This is a genomic window from Methanoculleus sp. DTU007 (assembly GCF_001512385.1).
Classification (GTDB): Archaea; Halobacteriota; Methanomicrobia; order Methanomicrobiales; family Methanoculleaceae; genus Methanoculleus; species Methanoculleus thermophilus.
The window spans coordinates 20,452-35,687 of sequence record NZ_LFRO01000084.1; the positions used below are offsets into that span (position 1 = coordinate 20,452).

18 protein-coding genes are annotated in these 15,236 nt (G+C 62.3%); 7 read left to right on the forward strand and 11 right to left on the reverse strand.

The window, feature by feature from the left end; all coding sequences use genetic code 11:
* Positions 1-27: 27 nt before the first annotated feature.
* A complete protein-coding gene (locus ACI94_RS08995; RefSeq protein ID WP_066957394.1) occupies positions 28-1,986 on the reverse strand; it encodes a PAS domain S-box protein in 1,959 nt (652 codons plus the stop codon).
* A gap of 272 nt (positions 1,987-2,258) precedes the next feature.
* On the opposite strand from ACI94_RS08995, the gene ACI94_RS09000 reads away from it, so the two are divergent.
* The 3 genes from ACI94_RS09000 to ACI94_RS09010 all read left to right on the forward strand — a co-directional run bounded on the left by ACI94_RS09000 (position 2,259) and on the right by ACI94_RS09010 (position 4,677).
* Complete coding sequence (locus ACI94_RS09000) at positions 2,259-3,278, forward strand: site-specific DNA-methyltransferase (RefSeq protein ID WP_273259044.1); 1,020 nt, start codon at positions 2,259-2,261, stop codon at positions 3,276-3,278.
* Positions 3,279-3,346: 68 nt separating this feature from the next.
* The gene (locus ACI94_RS09005; protein ID WP_066957739.1) at positions 3,347-4,282 is read left to right on the forward strand and encodes a DNA adenine methylase; all 936 of its coding nucleotides are present in this window, start codon (positions 3,347-3,349) and stop codon (positions 4,280-4,282) included.
* 71 nt (positions 4,283-4,353) lie between these two features.
* Positions 4,354-4,677 (forward strand): transposase, encoded by a 324-nt coding sequence (locus ACI94_RS09010; protein ID WP_066957396.1) that lies wholly within the window; start codon positions 4,354-4,356, stop codon positions 4,675-4,677.
* Here the strand turns inward: ACI94_RS09010 and ACI94_RS09015 are convergent.
* Genes ACI94_RS09015 through cbiT form a run of 8 tightly spaced genes read right to left on the reverse strand, consistent with a single transcriptional unit; the run spans position 4,674 to position 10,341 of the window.
* On the reverse strand, positions 4,674-5,246 hold the full coding sequence (locus ACI94_RS09015) for a cobalt-precorrin-7 (C(5))-methyltransferase (RefSeq protein ID WP_066957398.1): 573 nt from the start codon (positions 5,244-5,246) through the stop codon (positions 4,674-4,676). The two genes, ACI94_RS09010 and ACI94_RS09015, sit on opposite strands and share 4 nt — an antisense overlap.
* A complete protein-coding gene (locus tag ACI94_RS09020; protein ID WP_273259047.1) occupies positions 5,243-6,253 on the reverse strand; it encodes a cobalt-precorrin-5B (C(1))-methyltransferase in 1,011 nt (336 codons plus the stop codon). The genes ACI94_RS09015 and ACI94_RS09020 overlap by 4 nt, the downstream gene beginning before the upstream one ends.
* Positions 6,234-6,914: a precorrin-8X methylmutase gene (locus tag ACI94_RS09025; RefSeq protein WP_066957403.1), complete on the reverse strand. Its 681-nt coding sequence runs from the start codon at positions 6,912-6,914 to the stop codon at positions 6,234-6,236. Before ACI94_RS09025 ends, ACI94_RS09020 begins: the two co-directional genes overlap by 20 nt.
* A complete protein-coding gene (gene cobJ / locus ACI94_RS09030) occupies positions 6,862-7,656 on the reverse strand; it encodes a precorrin-3B C(17)-methyltransferase (protein ID WP_066957405.1) in 795 nt (264 codons plus the stop codon). Before cobJ ends, ACI94_RS09025 begins: the two co-directional genes overlap by 53 nt.
* Positions 7,625-8,497, reverse strand: coding sequence for a cobalt-precorrin 5A hydrolase (gene cbiG, locus ACI94_RS09035; protein WP_066957407.1), 873 nt, complete (start codon positions 8,495-8,497; stop codon positions 7,625-7,627). The genes cobJ and cbiG overlap by 32 nt, the downstream gene beginning before the upstream one ends.
* The gene (locus ACI94_RS09040; RefSeq protein WP_066957410.1) at positions 8,494-9,210 is read right to left on the reverse strand and encodes a cobalt-precorrin-4/precorrin-4 C(11)-methyltransferase; all 717 of its coding nucleotides are present in this window, start codon (positions 9,208-9,210) and stop codon (positions 8,494-8,496) included. The genes cbiG and ACI94_RS09040 overlap by 4 nt, the downstream gene beginning before the upstream one ends.
* Positions 9,203-9,820 (reverse strand): cobalt-factor II C(20)-methyltransferase, encoded by a 618-nt coding sequence (locus tag ACI94_RS09045; protein WP_066957412.1) that lies wholly within the window; start codon positions 9,818-9,820, stop codon positions 9,203-9,205. Before ACI94_RS09045 ends, ACI94_RS09040 begins: the two co-directional genes overlap by 8 nt.
* A complete protein-coding gene (cbiT, locus tag ACI94_RS09050) occupies positions 9,811-10,341 on the reverse strand; it encodes a precorrin-6Y C5,15-methyltransferase (decarboxylating) subunit CbiT (RefSeq protein ID WP_066957414.1) in 531 nt (176 codons plus the stop codon). The genes ACI94_RS09045 and cbiT overlap by 10 nt, the downstream gene beginning before the upstream one ends.
* Positions 10,342-10,522: 181 nt before the next feature.
* Between cbiT and ACI94_RS09055 the strand changes: the two genes are divergently transcribed.
* Positions 10,523-10,699: a 4Fe-4S binding protein gene (locus tag ACI94_RS09055; protein WP_066957416.1), complete on the forward strand. Its 177-nt coding sequence runs from the start codon at positions 10,523-10,525 to the stop codon at positions 10,697-10,699.
* Positions 10,689-11,885 carry an NAD(P)/FAD-dependent oxidoreductase gene (locus ACI94_RS09060; RefSeq protein ID WP_066957418.1) on the forward strand — a complete coding sequence of 399 codons (1,197 nt, stop codon included), beginning with the start codon at positions 10,689-10,691 and terminating at the stop codon, positions 11,883-11,885. The genes ACI94_RS09055 and ACI94_RS09060 overlap by 11 nt, the downstream gene beginning before the upstream one ends.
* Here ACI94_RS09060 and ACI94_RS09065 read toward each other — a convergent pair.
* Positions 11,877-12,542, reverse strand: a complete 666-nt coding sequence (locus ACI94_RS09065) for a TrkA family potassium uptake protein (RefSeq protein WP_066957419.1) — start codon at positions 12,540-12,542, stop codon at positions 11,877-11,879. The genes ACI94_RS09060 and ACI94_RS09065 overlap by 9 nt on opposite strands.
* 39 nt (positions 12,543-12,581) lie before the next feature.
* On the opposite strand from ACI94_RS09065, the gene rnhB reads away from it, so the two are divergent.
* Positions 12,582-13,226, forward strand: a complete 645-nt coding sequence (gene rnhB, locus ACI94_RS09070) for a ribonuclease HII (protein WP_224732767.1) — start codon at positions 12,582-12,584, stop codon at positions 13,224-13,226.
* A 40-nt stretch (positions 13,227-13,266) separates the two neighbouring features.
* Positions 13,267-14,598, forward strand: coding sequence for a site-2 protease family protein (locus tag ACI94_RS09075; protein WP_066957421.1), 1,332 nt, complete (start codon positions 13,267-13,269; stop codon positions 14,596-14,598).
* A gap of 155 nt (positions 14,599-14,753) precedes the next feature.
* Here ACI94_RS09075 and ACI94_RS09080 read toward each other — a convergent pair.
* Positions 14,754-15,236: hypothetical protein (locus tag ACI94_RS09080; protein ID WP_286681339.1), on the reverse strand; the 483-nt coding region annotated here is incomplete at its 5' end.

Genomic DNA, 15,236 nt, shown 5'->3' on the forward strand with positions numbered 1-15,236 from the left:
GAGAGCAGGTCTCATCTTCCTGTAATCTCACGGCCGCACCGGCACTCCTTCCGCCTCCCGGAGCAGGAAGGAGAACGCCGCCCCCTGTTCCGAGCGGCCCGGCACCCGGTCCTCGACCCAGATCCTGCCGCCGTAGCGATCGACGAGGATCTGGACAAGGTAGAGCCCGAGCCCCTCGCCCACACCACGCTGCTTCCTCTCATAGCGGTGGAAGATCACGTCTTTCTGGCTATCCGGGACCCCCCGCCCGGTGTCCGCGACCGTCACCCGGAAGAACCCCACCTCATCCGCCTCGACCCGGATGGATATCGCAACGCCCGGACCGCCGTGCTTGACGGCATTGCCGATCAGGTTCGTGAAGATCTCGGAGAGGAGATCGTCGGCGAGGACCGTAGCCGTGGTCCCCTCGTAATGAATGGGGACCTCCGGGAAGTGGGCGATCTCGGCCCTGATGACCGCATCGAGATCGGTCGGGCGAAGGAGAGGCGGGCCTGCATGGATCCGCCGGATCTTCGAGACCATCCCGAGGATCTCGATGCTCTTTGTTATGCTCCGCTTCAGGTTCACCAGATACCCGACCGCCTCCCCCTCCACGGAATCGAGGAGGAGTTCGGTGTAGAGGTTTGAGACGTTCTCGGTGTTCCTGATGTCGTGAGTCAGGATATCGAGGTAGAGGTTCGCCTCCCGGTGGGCGGACTCAAGATCCCGGTGGATCCGTGTAAGTTCAGCCGCGTGACGCTGGAGGGCCTCCTCCGTCTGCTTTCGCTCGGTGATATCACGAAAGATCCCGCTCCGGAAGTGCGGCCAGCCGTTCACATCGTCGATGACCGTGAAGTGATCCTCAAGCCAGCGATACTGGCCGTCTTTTGCCCGGAACCGGTACACAAGGAACCCTTTCGTCCTGAGAATGGACTTATAAAACTCCTCTTCAACCACCGGACGATCTTCAGGATGGACGCGGTCCATGAACGCGTCATGGTCCATCGTGGTCATCTCCCCCGGGGTAACACCGAGGATCTCCCCAACAACCGGGCTCACATAATCGTAGCGATCGGTCTGCAGGTTGAGCCGATAGACTACATCGAGCGAACTCTCGAGCACCGCACGAAACCGCTCTTCGCTCTCCCGGTGGGCCGCCTCCGCCCGCTTACGCTTCGTGATGTCGGTGAAGAATGCTGTAACCCGCCCCCGTTCGAACGAGAACGCGGTGACCTCAAACCACCGCGAGAGGGACGGGAGCGGGTACTCAAACGTCGCAGATTCACCCGTCAGCGCCACCCTCCCGTAGATCGTGATGAGATCGGTGACCTCTTCGGGAGTAAAGAACTCGGTCACCCGCCGGTGCAGGGCCGCATCACGCCCAATCCCGGTAAAGAATTCGAATGCCCTGTTGACTTCCAGGTAGACGATATCAACGGGATTGCCGGCGGTATCGGTGACTATCTCACAATGGACGTACCCGACGAATGGGTTATCGAGAATCTGCTGGTACCACCTCATATTCTCCTGCAGGGCATCTTCCGCTCGTTTCCGCTCCGAATCGTCGTAAGTATAACCCTGGATCTCAACAAGTTCGCCGTCTGCATCAAAACGCCCGACCAGGTTCTCGACGACGTGAATGTAACTGCCGTCCCGGCGCCTCCGGGCCATGCCCTCGTTCTCCACCTTTCCCTCTCTTTCGAGGCGTTCGAGGAGCCGGTCCCGGTCCTCAGGGTCGGCGTAGAGATCCCTGATATTCGTCTGCAGCGCATCCTCGATTGAGGCAAACCCGAATATCCGGAGAAACGCCGGGTTGCATGCGAGGATCCGGCCATCGACGGAGGCAAGAAAGTCGCCGGTGAGATCGTCCTCAAAGAGTCGCCGGTAACGTTCCTCGCTCCCCTGCAGGGCATCCTTCAGGGAGAGAAGTGCAGCGTTCTCTCGCCGGAGCATCTCGATCTCGGCCTGGAGTTCCGCTATACGTTCATGCTGCGGCCGCTCTCCCATGGGAGGGGTCTTTCGCCTGCCCCCCCTCACTTCGCTGGAGGATGAAGCCTGTGTTTCATTGAAACCTACCGTCATGTAAAGATCTAAGAGTTGTTTTTCTCCTGCTGTCCGTTGAAATTCGGACCGATCGTATATAACTGCGCGGGTAAGCGGGTGGATCGCCTGTACCATCCCAAAATTCCGCCGGGAATGATCACAGGCACCTCGGAGCGGTGAAGAGATATTCTCGTGCAGCCCACGTGATCTACGTGTAAGCCGGGGTGGAGAGTTACATGAGGTATGAGGAGGTCAACGGCAACATCTTCTACAACGGTGACTGCATCGCCGGGGCGAAAGAGCATATCCCCGACGACGCAATCGACCTGATCATCACGGACCCCCCCTACGGCATCAACGGCGACCGGCTGCACCAGCACTACAACCGGGACGAGAGGTTCGTCCTCGACGGGTACATCGAGGTTCCCGCTCACCGCTACGGAGAGTTCAGCCTCGCATGGATCCGGGAGGCCGAGCGGATACTGAGGCCAGGCGGGTCGATCTACATCGTCTCGGGCTACACCAACCTCTACCACATCCTCCATGCCCTGCGCAAGACGCACCTTCGCGAGGTCAACCACATCATATGGCGCTACAACTTCGGCGTCTATACGAGCAGGAAGTACGTCTCTTCCCACTACCACATCCTCTACTACGAGAAACCCGGCGGCGAGAGGACGTTCAACCTCGAGTCCCGGTACGGGGCCTGGGAGAGGACGGCGGACGGCCGGTCGCCCAACTACCGGGACCGCGAGGACGTCTGGTGCATCAACCGGGAATACAAACCCGGGCAGACAAAGAACAAGAACGAGCTGCCGGCGGAGTTGCTCATCAAGATGCTCCAGTACAGCAGCAACGAGGGCGACCTCGTCTGCGACATGTTTCTTGGCGGGTTCTCGACTGCAAGAGCGGCCATCGGGCTCAACCGCCGGGCGACCGGGTTTGAGATATCCGGACCGATATTCGATCTCCGGGTGAGAGAGTTGAGGGGTATCAAGCCCGGATGCCTGCTGCAATCGTTAAGGACGCCACTGACAGAGAGACCAAAGAACCAGGGCAGGCCCTGGACCGACAGCGACCGGAGAGCCCTGGTCTCCAGGTTCGCGATACTGATCGAGTCCGGGAGCACAAAGAAGGCAGCCATCGAGAGACTCGGAAGAGAATTCGGCCGGGGCCGCTGGTCCATCGAGAAGATGCTAAAGCGGGAGGGGATCCTGCCTCCCCGGCAGAAAGCGCAAGGCTCCAGACCCGGATGAGAAAAGGCAATACTAAACAGTCTCAGTGCAAACCTTTCTCGATACCTGAAGAACTCACCCGGATTAAGATGACAAGAAATACACCCCTCGCACGACCGTTTCTCAAGTGGGCAGGCGGAAAGGCGCAGTTGCTCGATGCGTTCACGAAAAGAGTGCCTAAAGACCTCACAGCCGGAGCCCTCCCGGTCTTTGTCGAGCCGTTCATGGGTGGCGGGGCGGTATACTTCAATTTTAACAGCATCTTTGGGTTCAGAGAGTGCCATATATTCGATATCAACGAGGAGCTCGTCCTCGTCTACAACGTCGTAAAACGCGACGTCGAAGGACTCATCGAGTGCTTAAGCGATCTTAGCGACGCGTTCCTCTCCCGGGACGATGCCAGGCGCAAAGAGTACTACTACGCCATACGGGATACGTTCAATCGCAGAAAGAGGAGCATCAACTTCGCGCAGTACGGCGAGGGGTGGGTGGAGCGGGCTGCACAGTTTATCTTTCTCAACAAAACATGCTTCAACGGCCTATACCGGGTAAACTCGCGGGGCGAGTTCAACGTCCCGTTCGGCAGATACAAAAACCCGACGATCCTGCACGAAGATCTGCTCCGGGCCGACTCCCTCGCGCTTGAGAATACCACCATCCATCTCGGCGATTTCACGCAGTCTAGACCCTACATATCCGAAGAGACCTTCGTCTACTTCGACCCCCCGTATCGGCCCCTGAACCGGACATCCTCGTTCACGCAGTACTCGAAAGGGGGGTTTAACGACGCTGAGCAGAAGCGTCTTGCGGCGTTTTATGCAGAATGCGATGCGAAGGGCGCGAAACTCATGCTGAGCAACTCGGACCCGAAAAACATCGACCCAAATGACGGATTCTTCGATGATCTCTATAAGGACTATTATATAGACCGGGTCCCGGCGAGACGGATGATCAACTGCGACGGGGCGGGGCGGGGCAAGATCCATGAGATCATCGTTATGAACTACGATCCGCGCGATCGCTGAGAACATTTATCGCCGGGCCCCGAACACTACCCATCCCAAAACTATAAGGCCTCCGAGGACATGCAAGGCCTATGGCGTTTCGGGAGATCGACGACGAACTCTGGGAGATTATCCAGAGACACCTCCTGCCTCAGAAACCTCATATCGGCCGGCCGCGCCGGGACCCTAGATGCCTCTTCAACGGCATCCTGTACGTCCTCACCACCGGGTGCGCCTGGAGCGATGTGCCGGCGCGGTATGGTACAAAATCGACGGTTCACCGCTACCATCTCGAGCTCTGCGAACGAGGGGCGTACCAGACAATCTTCCTCGACCTCCTCCGGTCAGGCTACGAGTTCCGGAAGGGGGAGATAGATCGATGCGTGAGGGTGGAGCCCCAATCGTCCGTCTCTTAAAAATCTCCCGCCACCACCACGAAAAGGTCGCCCCGGGGTGTTGGGGGCTCCGCGGCCGTCCCGACGGCGATCCGCTCCGCCGGGTAGCCGAGGTCCTCGCAGACGGCAATCCGGATCCGGGGCGGTAGGGCGGCCGCGAGTGCCCCTACCTTGAAGGCCGGGTCGGCGATGAGAAAGACCACCCGGCCCGCAAGGACCTCTTTTTTAGCGTCGGCAACCGCACGGATGTGGTCCTTCCCGTGGGCCGAGACGATCGCCGCCCTTGTGAGCGGAAGTTTGAGCCGGGCGAAGGCAACCTGGAGCGAGGAGATCCCCGGGACGACCTCGCCGGGGAGGTAGCCGAGCCCCGCAAGCATCGGGTCTCCCGTCGAGAGGACGACCGCGTGGTCTGGGAGGGAGCGAAGGCTTCGGTAATCCGTGATCTCGTGCACCTCGCACTCCGGCGGGATGGCATCCCGCGCAAGTTCGATCGCCCGGGCCGAGCCGTAGATGAGCGAAGCGCCAGCGATGATCCTCGCCGCCTCCGCGGTCAGCATCCCCGGCCCGCAGCCCACGCCGACGATCTTCACGGCGATTCCCCGATGATCCGGCCGCTGCGGTCGACGATCACGACCCGGACGCGGGGGTAGCGGTCCCGGAAAGCCGCTAACTCCCGGCGGGCCACCTCATCCCAGAGCGAGGTCGTCGAGAGTTCCTCCACCGTCGCGCACCCGGTGCCCTCGAGAACATTCGGGTTCATGAACTTCATGATAAGGCCGGGGAGCCCGCAGATCACCGTATCACCGTCGGCCACCCGGAGCGCCTCCTCGAGTTTGCTCCCGACGAGAATCGCCTCCCGGTCGGGGAAGAGGAGTCGGGAGTAGCGCAGCCCGAGCCTCCCGGTCGTCAGCACGACCGCATTCGTGCGGGCAATCCGGTCGAGCACCCCCTCCGTCATGTGGTCGTCCCACGGCTCGACGAGCCCGGTCGTCCCGAGGATCGATATCCCGCCCTGCACCCCTATCCTCGGGTTTAAGGTCTTTTGCGCCACCTCGGCCCCCCGGGGGACCGTGAGGATGACCGTTACCCCAGAAAGACCCGCCTGCTCAACCGCCTCACCGATCGAGCGCTTGATGCAGTCGAGCGCCGGATCGCTGATTGCCGGTGTCCCCAGCCGGTGACGGTGGGTGTTGCGGGCGAAACTCCCGATCCCCGCGCCCGGAACGAACTGGACGCCATCCGAGAGAGAGGAGACCGCGGTCGCGGTAAACTCAAGCCCCGCGGTCACGTCCGAGGGGTAGTCCCCGGAGTCCTTCCGGCACGACGCCTCTCCGCGATAGGCGTCCACCGGGAGGCTGACCGTGATACCGCAGGGAAGGGTGACCTCGACCTCGTTTACGGTATCGAGGGCAAGCGAGAGGACCGCCGCCTTGCAGGCAGCGGCCGCGGTCGTCCCGGTCGTAAACCCCCGGCGGAGGACCGATCCGGACGCCGTCAGGACCGCAAGCCCCCTCTCCACGTCAGGGAGGAGGTCGGGCGAGCGGCAGGCCGCGACCCAGGCCTCGGGGTACTCGAAATCAGTAACCGGGTCCCGCATGGCCAGCACGCTCGGCAAAGATCGTGATGATCTCATTCATCGCCGCTACCGCAACCGGCGTCCCTCCGCGGGTCCCGACGTTCGAGATCGACGGCAGATCGAACTCGCGGAGCACTTCCTTAGACTCCGCCGCGTTCACAAATCCCACCGGGGTCCCGATGATGAGCGCCGGTCGGAGCCCCTCCCGGACCATATCGCAGACGCCGAGGAGCGCAGACGGAGCGTTCCCGATGACCACGACCGAGCCCTCAAGTCGATCGCGCAGGGCAAAGAATCCCGCGGACGTCCTGGTAATCCCACGTTGTTGGGCGATATCCTCGCCGTAATCGAGGGCGCAGAGGACCTCGCTTGAATGCCCGCGTTTCAGGATGCCGGTCTGCACCATCCTGATATCGGTGATGATCGGCGCACGCATCTTGAGTGCAGCGACCCCGGCCTCGACCGGGTCGCCGGAAAAGCGCATAAGATCAGCCATCGCAAAGTCGCCGACCGCAACCGAGCACCGCTGCCGGATCCGGTCCTCGAGGGTGGCGTCACCCACCATCTCCCGGGCCAGGTTCCGGCTCGTGCTCGCTATTGCGTAGGCCTCCGGGGTGACCGCAGCAAGATCAGTATACGTATTTCCGGTGGTATCCCCGGGGCGTGATGATTCCTCTCGCATCAGTCTCACTTCTCCAGATTCTCGTCTCCTCTCCGCCGATAAAGACGATCGAGTGCATGTCCACGAAGGCAAAGTGATCGCCGAACTCGCCCAGCGTCGTTATCAACCGTTCCTCCCCCATCCGGTAGGCGTTCTTGACCACCCCGACCGGTGTAGTTGCCGGGAGGTAGCGGCGGGCGATCGCGATCGCCGCATCGAGGTTATGCTGCCTCCCCCGGGAGCGGGGGTTGTAGAGGACGACCGGAACCCGCATCTGAAACGCCAGATCGAGCCTCCGCTCGATCTCCTCCCAGGGGGTGAGGAGATCCGAGAGACTCATCGTGACGTAGTCGCCCGAGAGCGGCGACCCCAGAAGCGCCCCCGCCGAGAGCGCGGCCGTGATCCCGGGGATGACCTCGATTGCGACATTCGATCCCGACCGTTCGGCCACCTCGAGCACGATGCTCGCCATCCCGTAGACTCCGGCATCGCCGCCGCTCACCATCGCGACGACACGGTCTTTTGCAAGATCGAGGGCACGTCGCGCCCGGTCGACCTCGCGGCCCATGCCGCTCCGGATGACCTCTTTTCCAGCGAGCATCGGCTCGACGAGGTCGAGATAGAACCCGTTGCCGATGACGCAGTCGGCCTCGCCGAGGGCTTTGAGCGCCCGGGGCGTCATCTGCAGCAGGTCGCCGGGACCGGTCCCGACGATATATAGTCTTCCACTCCTATCGCGCGATTGCAACGGTAACACTCCCATAAGTCTGCTTGGCAAGCACCAGTTCCTTCCTCTTCGAGGCTGCAAGAGCCGCGGGTTCCGCAACCCCGGAAAGCCCGATCAGATCGGCTCGCGAGGGCGACGGGGCCGCCTCTGCATTCAGCGTCTCGTCGTCGAAGAAGACGAGGTTTCCCCCGAGCTCCGCGACGGCCTCAAGAAGCCCTGTCTCGTGACGCTTCTTTGCCGTCGTCGCGTAGACAAGAACCTCGCTCTCCGTGATCCCGACAGCCTCGAGAGCCCGCCGGGCGGCCTCCACCACCTCGGGCGCCCCGACGCCCTTGCGGCACCCAAGGCCGACGACGTACTCCCCCTTCCGGACGAGGAGGGCGACCCCCGGACCCGCGACGACGATCCCGGTCCCGGTCACCGTATAGAGAGGGACGTCGCCGTCCAGGATCGCGGCGTTCACCGCCCGGGTGGAGGAGCGGTTCACGACGTCGCACCCCGTGCGAGTGGCTATCCCCTCGACAGACTCGCGGCCGCATGCCTCGGTCGCGGTCGTGATCACCGGCGTGACCCCGAGAGCGGCAAGTTCCCGGGCAAGATCGTTTGCGCCGTGGTGCCCCCCGACGACCGGGACGGCGTAGCGGAGGTCGGGGCCGACCACCACCACCGCGGGGTCCCGCCACTTGTCGGAAAGGAGCGGTGCGATCCCCCGGACGGCTATTCCGGCCGACATCAGGGCGACGATCCGATCGTAGGCAGAAAATGCCGTCCGGAAGACTTCCGGACCGTAGGGCAGAAGATCTGCGCCGAGCGCATCGGCAAGCCGGCGGGCTTTGGGGAGGAACCGCTCGAGGGCGATCACCACAGTCCCGGTCATGAGTAGAGGACCGACCTCCCGTAGCCCGAGGCCGCCCCAACGACCGCCTTCCCGATGATGATCAGCGCCGTCCGCTCGATCCCGGCCTCCCGGGCCTTTGCAGCGATATCAGCCACCGTCCCCCGGATGACCTTCTGGTCGGGCCAGGATGCGTGGTAGACAACAGCCGCCGGGGTCTCCGGCGGGCACTCCACCCGGGCGAGGACCTCCTCCATCCGCTCGGTCCCGAGGAAGACCACCATCGTCTGCTCAAGCCGGGATAACTCCGGGATCAAGTCCTCTTCAAGCGTCGCCCCCGCCGGGCGGGTGACGACCAGCCCCTCGGAGACGCCGCGGAGGGTGAGTTGAGTCTTTAGGGCCGCTGCGGCCGCAAAGAGCGACGAGACCCCGGGGACGATCTCGGCCTCGATCCCGCGCCGTTCAAGCTCCGCCATCTGCTCGACGATCGCACCGTAGAGAGACGGATCGCCGGAGTGGAGCCGGACGACGAGTCTTCCCGCCCGGACGTGCTCCTCGATCGCATCCACGATCTCGGGTAGACTCATCCCCCAGCTGTCGAGTTTCACCTTCGCGCCGGACTCTGCAACCAGGGCCGGGTTCACGAGCGAGCCCGCGTAGATGAGGACGTCCGCCCGCCGGAGGAGGTCCATGCCGCGGACGGTGATGAGATCGGGCGCCCCCGGCCCCGCACCCACGATGTAGAACTTATGCATGCGACCGCCTCGCAAAGAGGATTGAGAAGTAGTCGCTCGTCTCGGGGAGTTCGTCCCCCCGGTAGACCCGCTGCTCTGGCAAAAACATCCGCTCGACGAGGACGAACTCCGAGTATCCCTCCTTTGAGAGGGAGGCCGCGAGCGCCGCGGGCCGTCTGACCTTCATGAAGATCCGGGACTCCGGTTCGCTCCCGTCCGAGACGAGGAACCCGCTGTTCACCGGGACGTTCGCGACGGAGGCAAACGCGGTGATGGAGCTGATCCCGGGCTCGGTCGCAAACGTGATCTCGGGGTAGCGGGATGCGATCACCTCACAGAGCCGGGAGAAGGTCGAGTAGAAGTTCGGGTCCCCGATGATCCCAAAGACCGCGAGACCGTCCTTTGCATACGGCGCGATCCGGGCGGCGTTCGCCTCAAGGCACTCCCGTATGTAGGCCTCATCGCTCGTCATCGGGAAGTCGAGGACAACGGCCTCGGGACGGTAAGGACGAACCAGTTCGTAGGCGAGGTTGCCGGGGACAAAGACCGCCGATGCTTCACGTAAAAGTCGGACCGCCCGGAGCGTCAGGAGCTCCGGGTCGCCGGGCCCGAGCCCCACGCCTACGAGCATCCGACACCTCCGACGATGATATAGACAGGATTTATGGGTTTAAACATCACCCCGCCGGCGATCCCGGCGGACCTGGAGACCTGGAGGTGAACGGCCTCTGAAAAGATCCCGAGACGCTGCATGCTCTCGATCGCCGATTGAAGCGTCCCGACCATCACCGCGTTCACGACGATCCTCCCCCTCACCTTCCCGGCAAGGAGGTTGAGGACCTCGGGCAGGCGGCGGGAGCCGCCGACGAAGGCGGCGTCGATCCGGTCGATCTTCGGGATGATCTCCACCGCGTCACCCTCGAAAAACTCGATATTCTCGGCGCCGGCGGCGGCGGCCTCGGCCCGGGCATACGCGATAGCCTCCGGCCGCCGATCAATTGCATAGACGCGTTCAGCCACGGCCGATGCGGCGATCGCGACCTTGCCTGTTCCGCACCCGACATCGACCACCCGGTCGCCCGGACGTAACCCGAGTTTTGCAAGCGAGACGGCCATGACTTCATCCTGCGTGGGTCCACCCTTCAGCCCCATAGCATCCCCGTTTCCCAGATGAATTTGTGTTAACTCATATTAAATAGACCAGTGGAGCACCCGTGTCCGGAGAGCACTGGAGGACCGACCATCGATCCAGCAACGGAAGCGAGGATTTCAATGCTGCAACTCACGCAAGGTGCATAAAGGTTTTTGCGGGACAGACGATAATATGAGTACAATGCTCAGGATAAACCGAGACAAGTGTGGATACTGCGGCACCTGCGTCGCAGTCTGCCCCGAGGATGCGCTCGAACTGATCGACGCGTACCTCAGCCTTGAGCGGGAATGCATCTCCTGTGGCACCTGCGCACGGGCATGCCCGCTTGGAGCACTGGAGGTAGTCCATGAAGAGTAAATACGACATCCTCGTCATCGGGGGCGGACCCGCAGGCGCGCTCGCGGCAAAGACCGCCGCCGAGGCAGGAAACTCGGTCTGCCTCATCGAGAAACGCCCTGCCATCGGCACACCGGTCCGGTGCGCGGAGGGAATCGGCAAAGAGCTCCTAAAAGAGTTCGTCAAACCCGATCCGCGCTGGATCTCCGCAGATATCGAGCGGGCCCGGCTCATCGCGCCGAACGGCACCACCATCGCCCTCGAACAGGACAGGGCAGGAAACGAGGTCGGCTACGTCCTCGACCGGAAAGTCTTTGACCGGGAACTCGTCTGGCAGGCTGCCGAGGCCGGGGCGGATGTGGCCGTCAAGACCCGGGCGACAGCGCCGATCATGGAGAACGGAGCCGTCCGGGGTGCGAACGTGATCTCGATCGGAAGGCCGGCAGAGATCCGGGCCGAGGTTGTCATCGCCGCCGACGGCACCGAGGCGCAGTTCGCCCGCCGGGCCGGGCTCGATACGGTCGTCCCCCTCCGGGAGATGATGAGCTGCGCTCAGTACCTGATGACGGATATCGATATCGACGCAGGATCCACCGACTTCTACCTGGGCAACGAGGTCGCGCCCGAAGGCTACCTCTGGGTCTTCCCGAAGGGCGAGCGGACCGCAAACGTCGGGATCGGCATCTCCGGCCGCAAGAGCCGCGACGGGTCCCGGGCAAAAGACTACCTCGACCGGTTTATCGCGAAGAACTTCCCAAACGGAAAGACGATTGAGGCGATCGTGGGCGGGGTTCCGGTCTGCCGGCCGCTCGCCTGCACGGTTGCCGACGGCCTCATCGTTGCCGGCGACGCAGCACGGGTCGTCGATCCCATCACCGGCGGCGGGATCGGGAACGCCATGTACACCGGAAGGCTCGCCGGTGAGGTGGCCACGGAGTGCATCGAGGCGGGCAACTGCTCGAAAGATGCGCTGATGCGCTACGACAGAGAGTGGCGTGCATCGAAGATGGGCGCGACCATCGAGCGGAATTACAAGGTCAAGGAGTACTTCGTCACCCTCGACGATGCGAAACTCAACACCCTCGCCGACTCGATCGCCAATATCAGCCTCAAGGAGTTCTCGGTCTCGGCGCTCATCAAGGAACTGATCAAGCGCAACCCGAAGATGCTCTTCGAGCTTAAAGCGCTTAAAGACGCTCTAGCCTGACCGTTTCAACTGTCGGGTGAGCGTCTTTATCGTATCACCTTCCGCCTCCTTTTTTGTAAAGACCGTTATGACGTCCCCGGGCCGAATACGGACGGCACCGCTCGGGATGATGAGATCGCCCCCTGCGCGCCGGATGGCGATGAAGACGAAGTCGCGGACCTCGAGTTCGCGGATCTCGTGGTCGACGATCGGCGCACCTTCCTCGGCAACGATCTCGAAGATGGTTCCTCCGGGGATCGAGGCGACCTGCTGGAGGTTAGGGCTTTTTGCCCAGTAATAGAGCCGGGTCGCCACCAGTTCGTCGGGATTTTCACTGATCTTCACACCGACCTCGTTGAAGAGGTCCGAGTGCTCTCTCTGGTTGACGATCGAGACGACGTTTCGGACGTTGTAACGCTTGGCGAGCCAGCAGGTCATCAGGTTCACGGCATCGTCGCTCGTGGTGGCCACCAGGGCGTCGGCCCGATCGATCCCGGCATCTTCGAGCACCGATTTGTCGGTCGCATTTCCGGTGATGGCGAGGACATCGTAGTGCTCCAGGATGTCGCTTGCACGCTCCTCGTCCTGATCGATCACCACCACAGAATCACCGGCGTTCACGGCGATCGCGGTCAAATTTCGGCCGATTCCGCCCAGGCCAACGATGATGGTGTACATCCATCTGGATTCGACCGTTGCCCTTGAAATATCTTGCGAATGAAACAGGAAGGTATGATCTGCGGGGTGGATGAAGCGGGGAAGGGTTCAGTCCTCGGCCCCATGGTTGTTGCCGCCGTCGGGTGCCGGGAGATTGAGGATATTGCCGCCCTCCCCGTCCGCGACTCAAAGGCCCTCCGACCGAAGCAGCGTGAGGAACTCTATGAGATCCTCCTTCGCGACTTCGCGATCTCGATCGTCACGCTTGACGCCGCCGGGATCGACGAGGCACGGACCAGAATGAGTATGAACGAGTGTGTGGCCGAACTCCACGCCGAGGCGCTCATGGGGCTCCGGCCGGAATCGGCCTATGTAGACGCATGCGACGTAAACGCCGAGCGTTACGGTCGAGCAGTCGCGGCCCGCCTGGACTACCCCTGCGAGATCATCGCCGAACACCGGGCCGACGCCCGCTATAAGATCGTCGGTGCAGCAAGCATCGTCGCAAAGGTCACCCGGGACCGGGCGATCGGGGAACTTGCGAAACAGTATGGAAAGATCGGGAGCGGCTACCCCTCGGACCCGACGACCATCGAGTTCCTCCGCAATTACATCAAGGAGTACGGGAATCCGCCGCCCTGCGCCCGCAGGAGCTGGAAGACGGTGGCGATCCTTTCTCAGAGAACGTTGCTGGATTATCAGTAACCCGGAAGTATTTATGCTTCGTGCGCGCCAACCGTGAGTGATGAACTGGCTCCAGATACTCCTCCTTCTCACCCTGGCGTATCTTCTAATTGCCTATTATATCCGCGAGAGGGGGCTGTTTCGCGATCATATCACCTTCTTCGGCCCCATCATGGGGATCAAGACCAACAGGGTCGGGTTCTTTGACTGGTTTAGAAAGATAGGACCCGTGCTCCGGGCCTACGCGACGCTCGGGGTCGTGATGGTCGTTGTGGTCTCGGTCGTCATGACACTCACCCTGGTTCTTGCGGTCTCGCAGCTTATGGTGCAGACTCCGGAACCGACCGGGATCTATGATCCAAGAAATATCCTCGCCATACCGGGGGTCAATGAGGCGATCCCGATCACCGCGGCCGTCATCATCGGTCTCCTGTTCACGATGGTGATCCACGAGTTCGGCCACGCAATCCTCGCCCGAGTCGAGGATATGCGTGTCCGGAGCATGGGCCTCCTCGTCGCCGTCGTCCCGATAGGGGCGTTCGTCGAGCCCGATGAAGAGGATGTGGATGCGGCGAAAGGGATGCCGAAGATCCGGATGTTCGGCGCCGGGATCACGAACAACATCGTCATAGGGCTTGCATGCTTTGCGGCGATGTTCCTCCTCGTAGGGATGGCGACGCCGCTCCCCGTCCCGCTCGTCCAGGGGGTCTACCAGGGCTTCCCGGCAGCCGAGGCGGGCCTCCCCGGCTACTCGGTCATCACGAGCATAAACGGCATCCCCGTGACAACCCAGGAAGATGTCGCGGCAATCATGGACGGAACACGGCCCGGGGAGACGGTCACCCTGACGGCCGAAAAGGACGGGGTCGAGAGCACGTATACGCTCACGCTCGCCGAATGGCCGGAGGTGCTCGATGGCGAACGGGACTCCGGGTTTATGGGAGTCTACTACTACAGCGCCCCGGCGGTGAAGGATCGGATAGGGAGCATCGCGGATCTCGGGCTGCTTGCACCGATCTACCTCACAGTTGTCCCTATCGACGCCTTCATCCAGGGCAACACCCTGCAACTTGGTGTCCTGCTCTCAAGCACCCCCGAGCAGATGGCCTGGGAGGAGCCGTTCCCCTTCTTCTGGGGCCTGGTCCACCTCACCTTCTGGACAGGGTGGTTCAACCTGCTGGTCGGGATGTTCAACGCCATCCCGATCATCCCGCTCGACGGCGGCTACATGATGAAAGAGGGGGTTGAGCGATTCTTCGAACGCCGGGGCTGGTCGCAGTACTCCCAGAGGGTCGTCGCCTCGATCAGCGGGTTCGTGACGGTGCTGCTGATCCTCCTCATCACGATGCCGATGATCGTCGCGGCGCTGCGGTTTGTGATGACGATTGGGTGAGACGCCGAGACACCCGCATTTTTTTACGGTCCAGGCCCGGGCCGGAGGACCAGTTATCCGTCAGCACCCACCAGCGCCTCAGGTGCGGCGGGATCAAAGGAGTTCTTGCATACTGTGCTGTGTTCTAAAAAAGAGGCCGGGGTTCACCCCGGCGTTCAGGCATCGATGCGCTCAAACTGAGGCGGGAGATCTGCCGCCCAGATATCATACTGGGCAACCGGTGTCCAGGTGTAGGTTTCATGCCTGGCGCTCACTGACCAGAAGAGGTAGTGAGCGGTCAACCGGTCGCCGGCCCCGTTCAGTTCCACCGACCCAAACAGAGGCCCGCCGGATTCCTTTGCAGTCCCCTCAAGGGCGATCTTCAACTTCGAGACGTCCGTGGTGTCGGTCTGCGTCCGGGTCATGACGACGGTCCAGAGCGCATCGTAGGAGGCCAGGCTGTAGCCGTTAGGCTGCCGTCCGAGGGCATCCCGGATCTTTTGGACGGTAGACGCATTCGCCGGGGCACGTTCGTACTGTCCGAACTCCGGGCCGGTGAACTTCGTCTCGGCCGCAAACCGGCCGGCATCCCCCGTCACGAGGGTATCGAGGAGGACGTTGCCGTCGCACCCATACCACCGGACCTCCGTGAGGTTCTT

Bases quoted from the DNA above. Each gene is read 5' to 3' on its own strand.
- ACI94_RS08995 (WP_066957394.1), bottom strand. From the start codon at position 1,986: ATGGGAGAGCGGCCGCAGCATGAACGTATAGCGGAACTCCAGGCCGAG.
- ACI94_RS09000 (WP_273259044.1), top strand. From the start codon at position 2,259: ATGAGGTATGAGGAGGTCAACGGCAACATCTTCTACAACGGTGACTGC.
- ACI94_RS09005 (WP_066957739.1), top strand. From the start codon at position 3,347: ATGACAAGAAATACACCCCTCGCACGACCGTTTCTCAAGTGGGCAGGC.
- ACI94_RS09010 (WP_066957396.1), top strand. From the start codon at position 4,354: ATGGCGTTTCGGGAGATCGACGACGAACTCTGGGAGATTATCCAGAGA.
- ACI94_RS09020 (WP_273259047.1), bottom strand. From the start codon at position 6,253: ATGCGGGACCCGGTTACTGATTTCGAGTACCCCGAGGCCTGGGTCGCG.
- ACI94_RS09025 (WP_066957403.1), bottom strand. From the start codon at position 6,914: ATGCGAGAGGAATCATCACGCCCCGGGGATACCACCGGAAATACGTAT.
- cobJ (WP_066957405.1), bottom strand. From the start codon at position 7,656: ATGGGAGTGTTACCGTTGCAATCGCGCGATAGGAGTGGAAGACTATAT.
- cbiG (WP_066957407.1), bottom strand. From the start codon at position 8,497: ATGACCGGGACTGTGGTGATCGCCCTCGAGCGGTTCCTCCCCAAAGCC.
- ACI94_RS09040 (WP_066957410.1), bottom strand. From the start codon at position 9,210: ATGCATAAGTTCTACATCGTGGGTGCGGGGCCGGGGGCGCCCGATCTC.
- ACI94_RS09045 (WP_066957412.1), bottom strand. From the start codon at position 9,820: ATGCTCGTAGGCGTGGGGCTCGGGCCCGGCGACCCGGAGCTCCTGACG.
- cbiT (WP_066957414.1), bottom strand. From the start codon at position 10,341: ATGGGGCTGAAGGGTGGACCCACGCAGGATGAAGTCATGGCCGTCTCG.
- ACI94_RS09055 (WP_066957416.1), top strand. From the start codon at position 10,523: ATGCTCAGGATAAACCGAGACAAGTGTGGATACTGCGGCACCTGCGTC.
- ACI94_RS09060 (WP_066957418.1), top strand. From the start codon at position 10,689: ATGAAGAGTAAATACGACATCCTCGTCATCGGGGGCGGACCCGCAGGC.
- ACI94_RS09065 (WP_066957419.1), bottom strand. From the start codon at position 12,542: ATGTACACCATCATCGTTGGCCTGGGCGGAATCGGCCGAAATTTGACC.
- rnhB (WP_224732767.1), top strand. From the start codon at position 12,582: ATGAAACAGGAAGGTATGATCTGCGGGGTGGATGAAGCGGGGAAGGGT.
- ACI94_RS09075 (WP_066957421.1), top strand. From the start codon at position 13,267: ATGAACTGGCTCCAGATACTCCTCCTTCTCACCCTGGCGTATCTTCTA.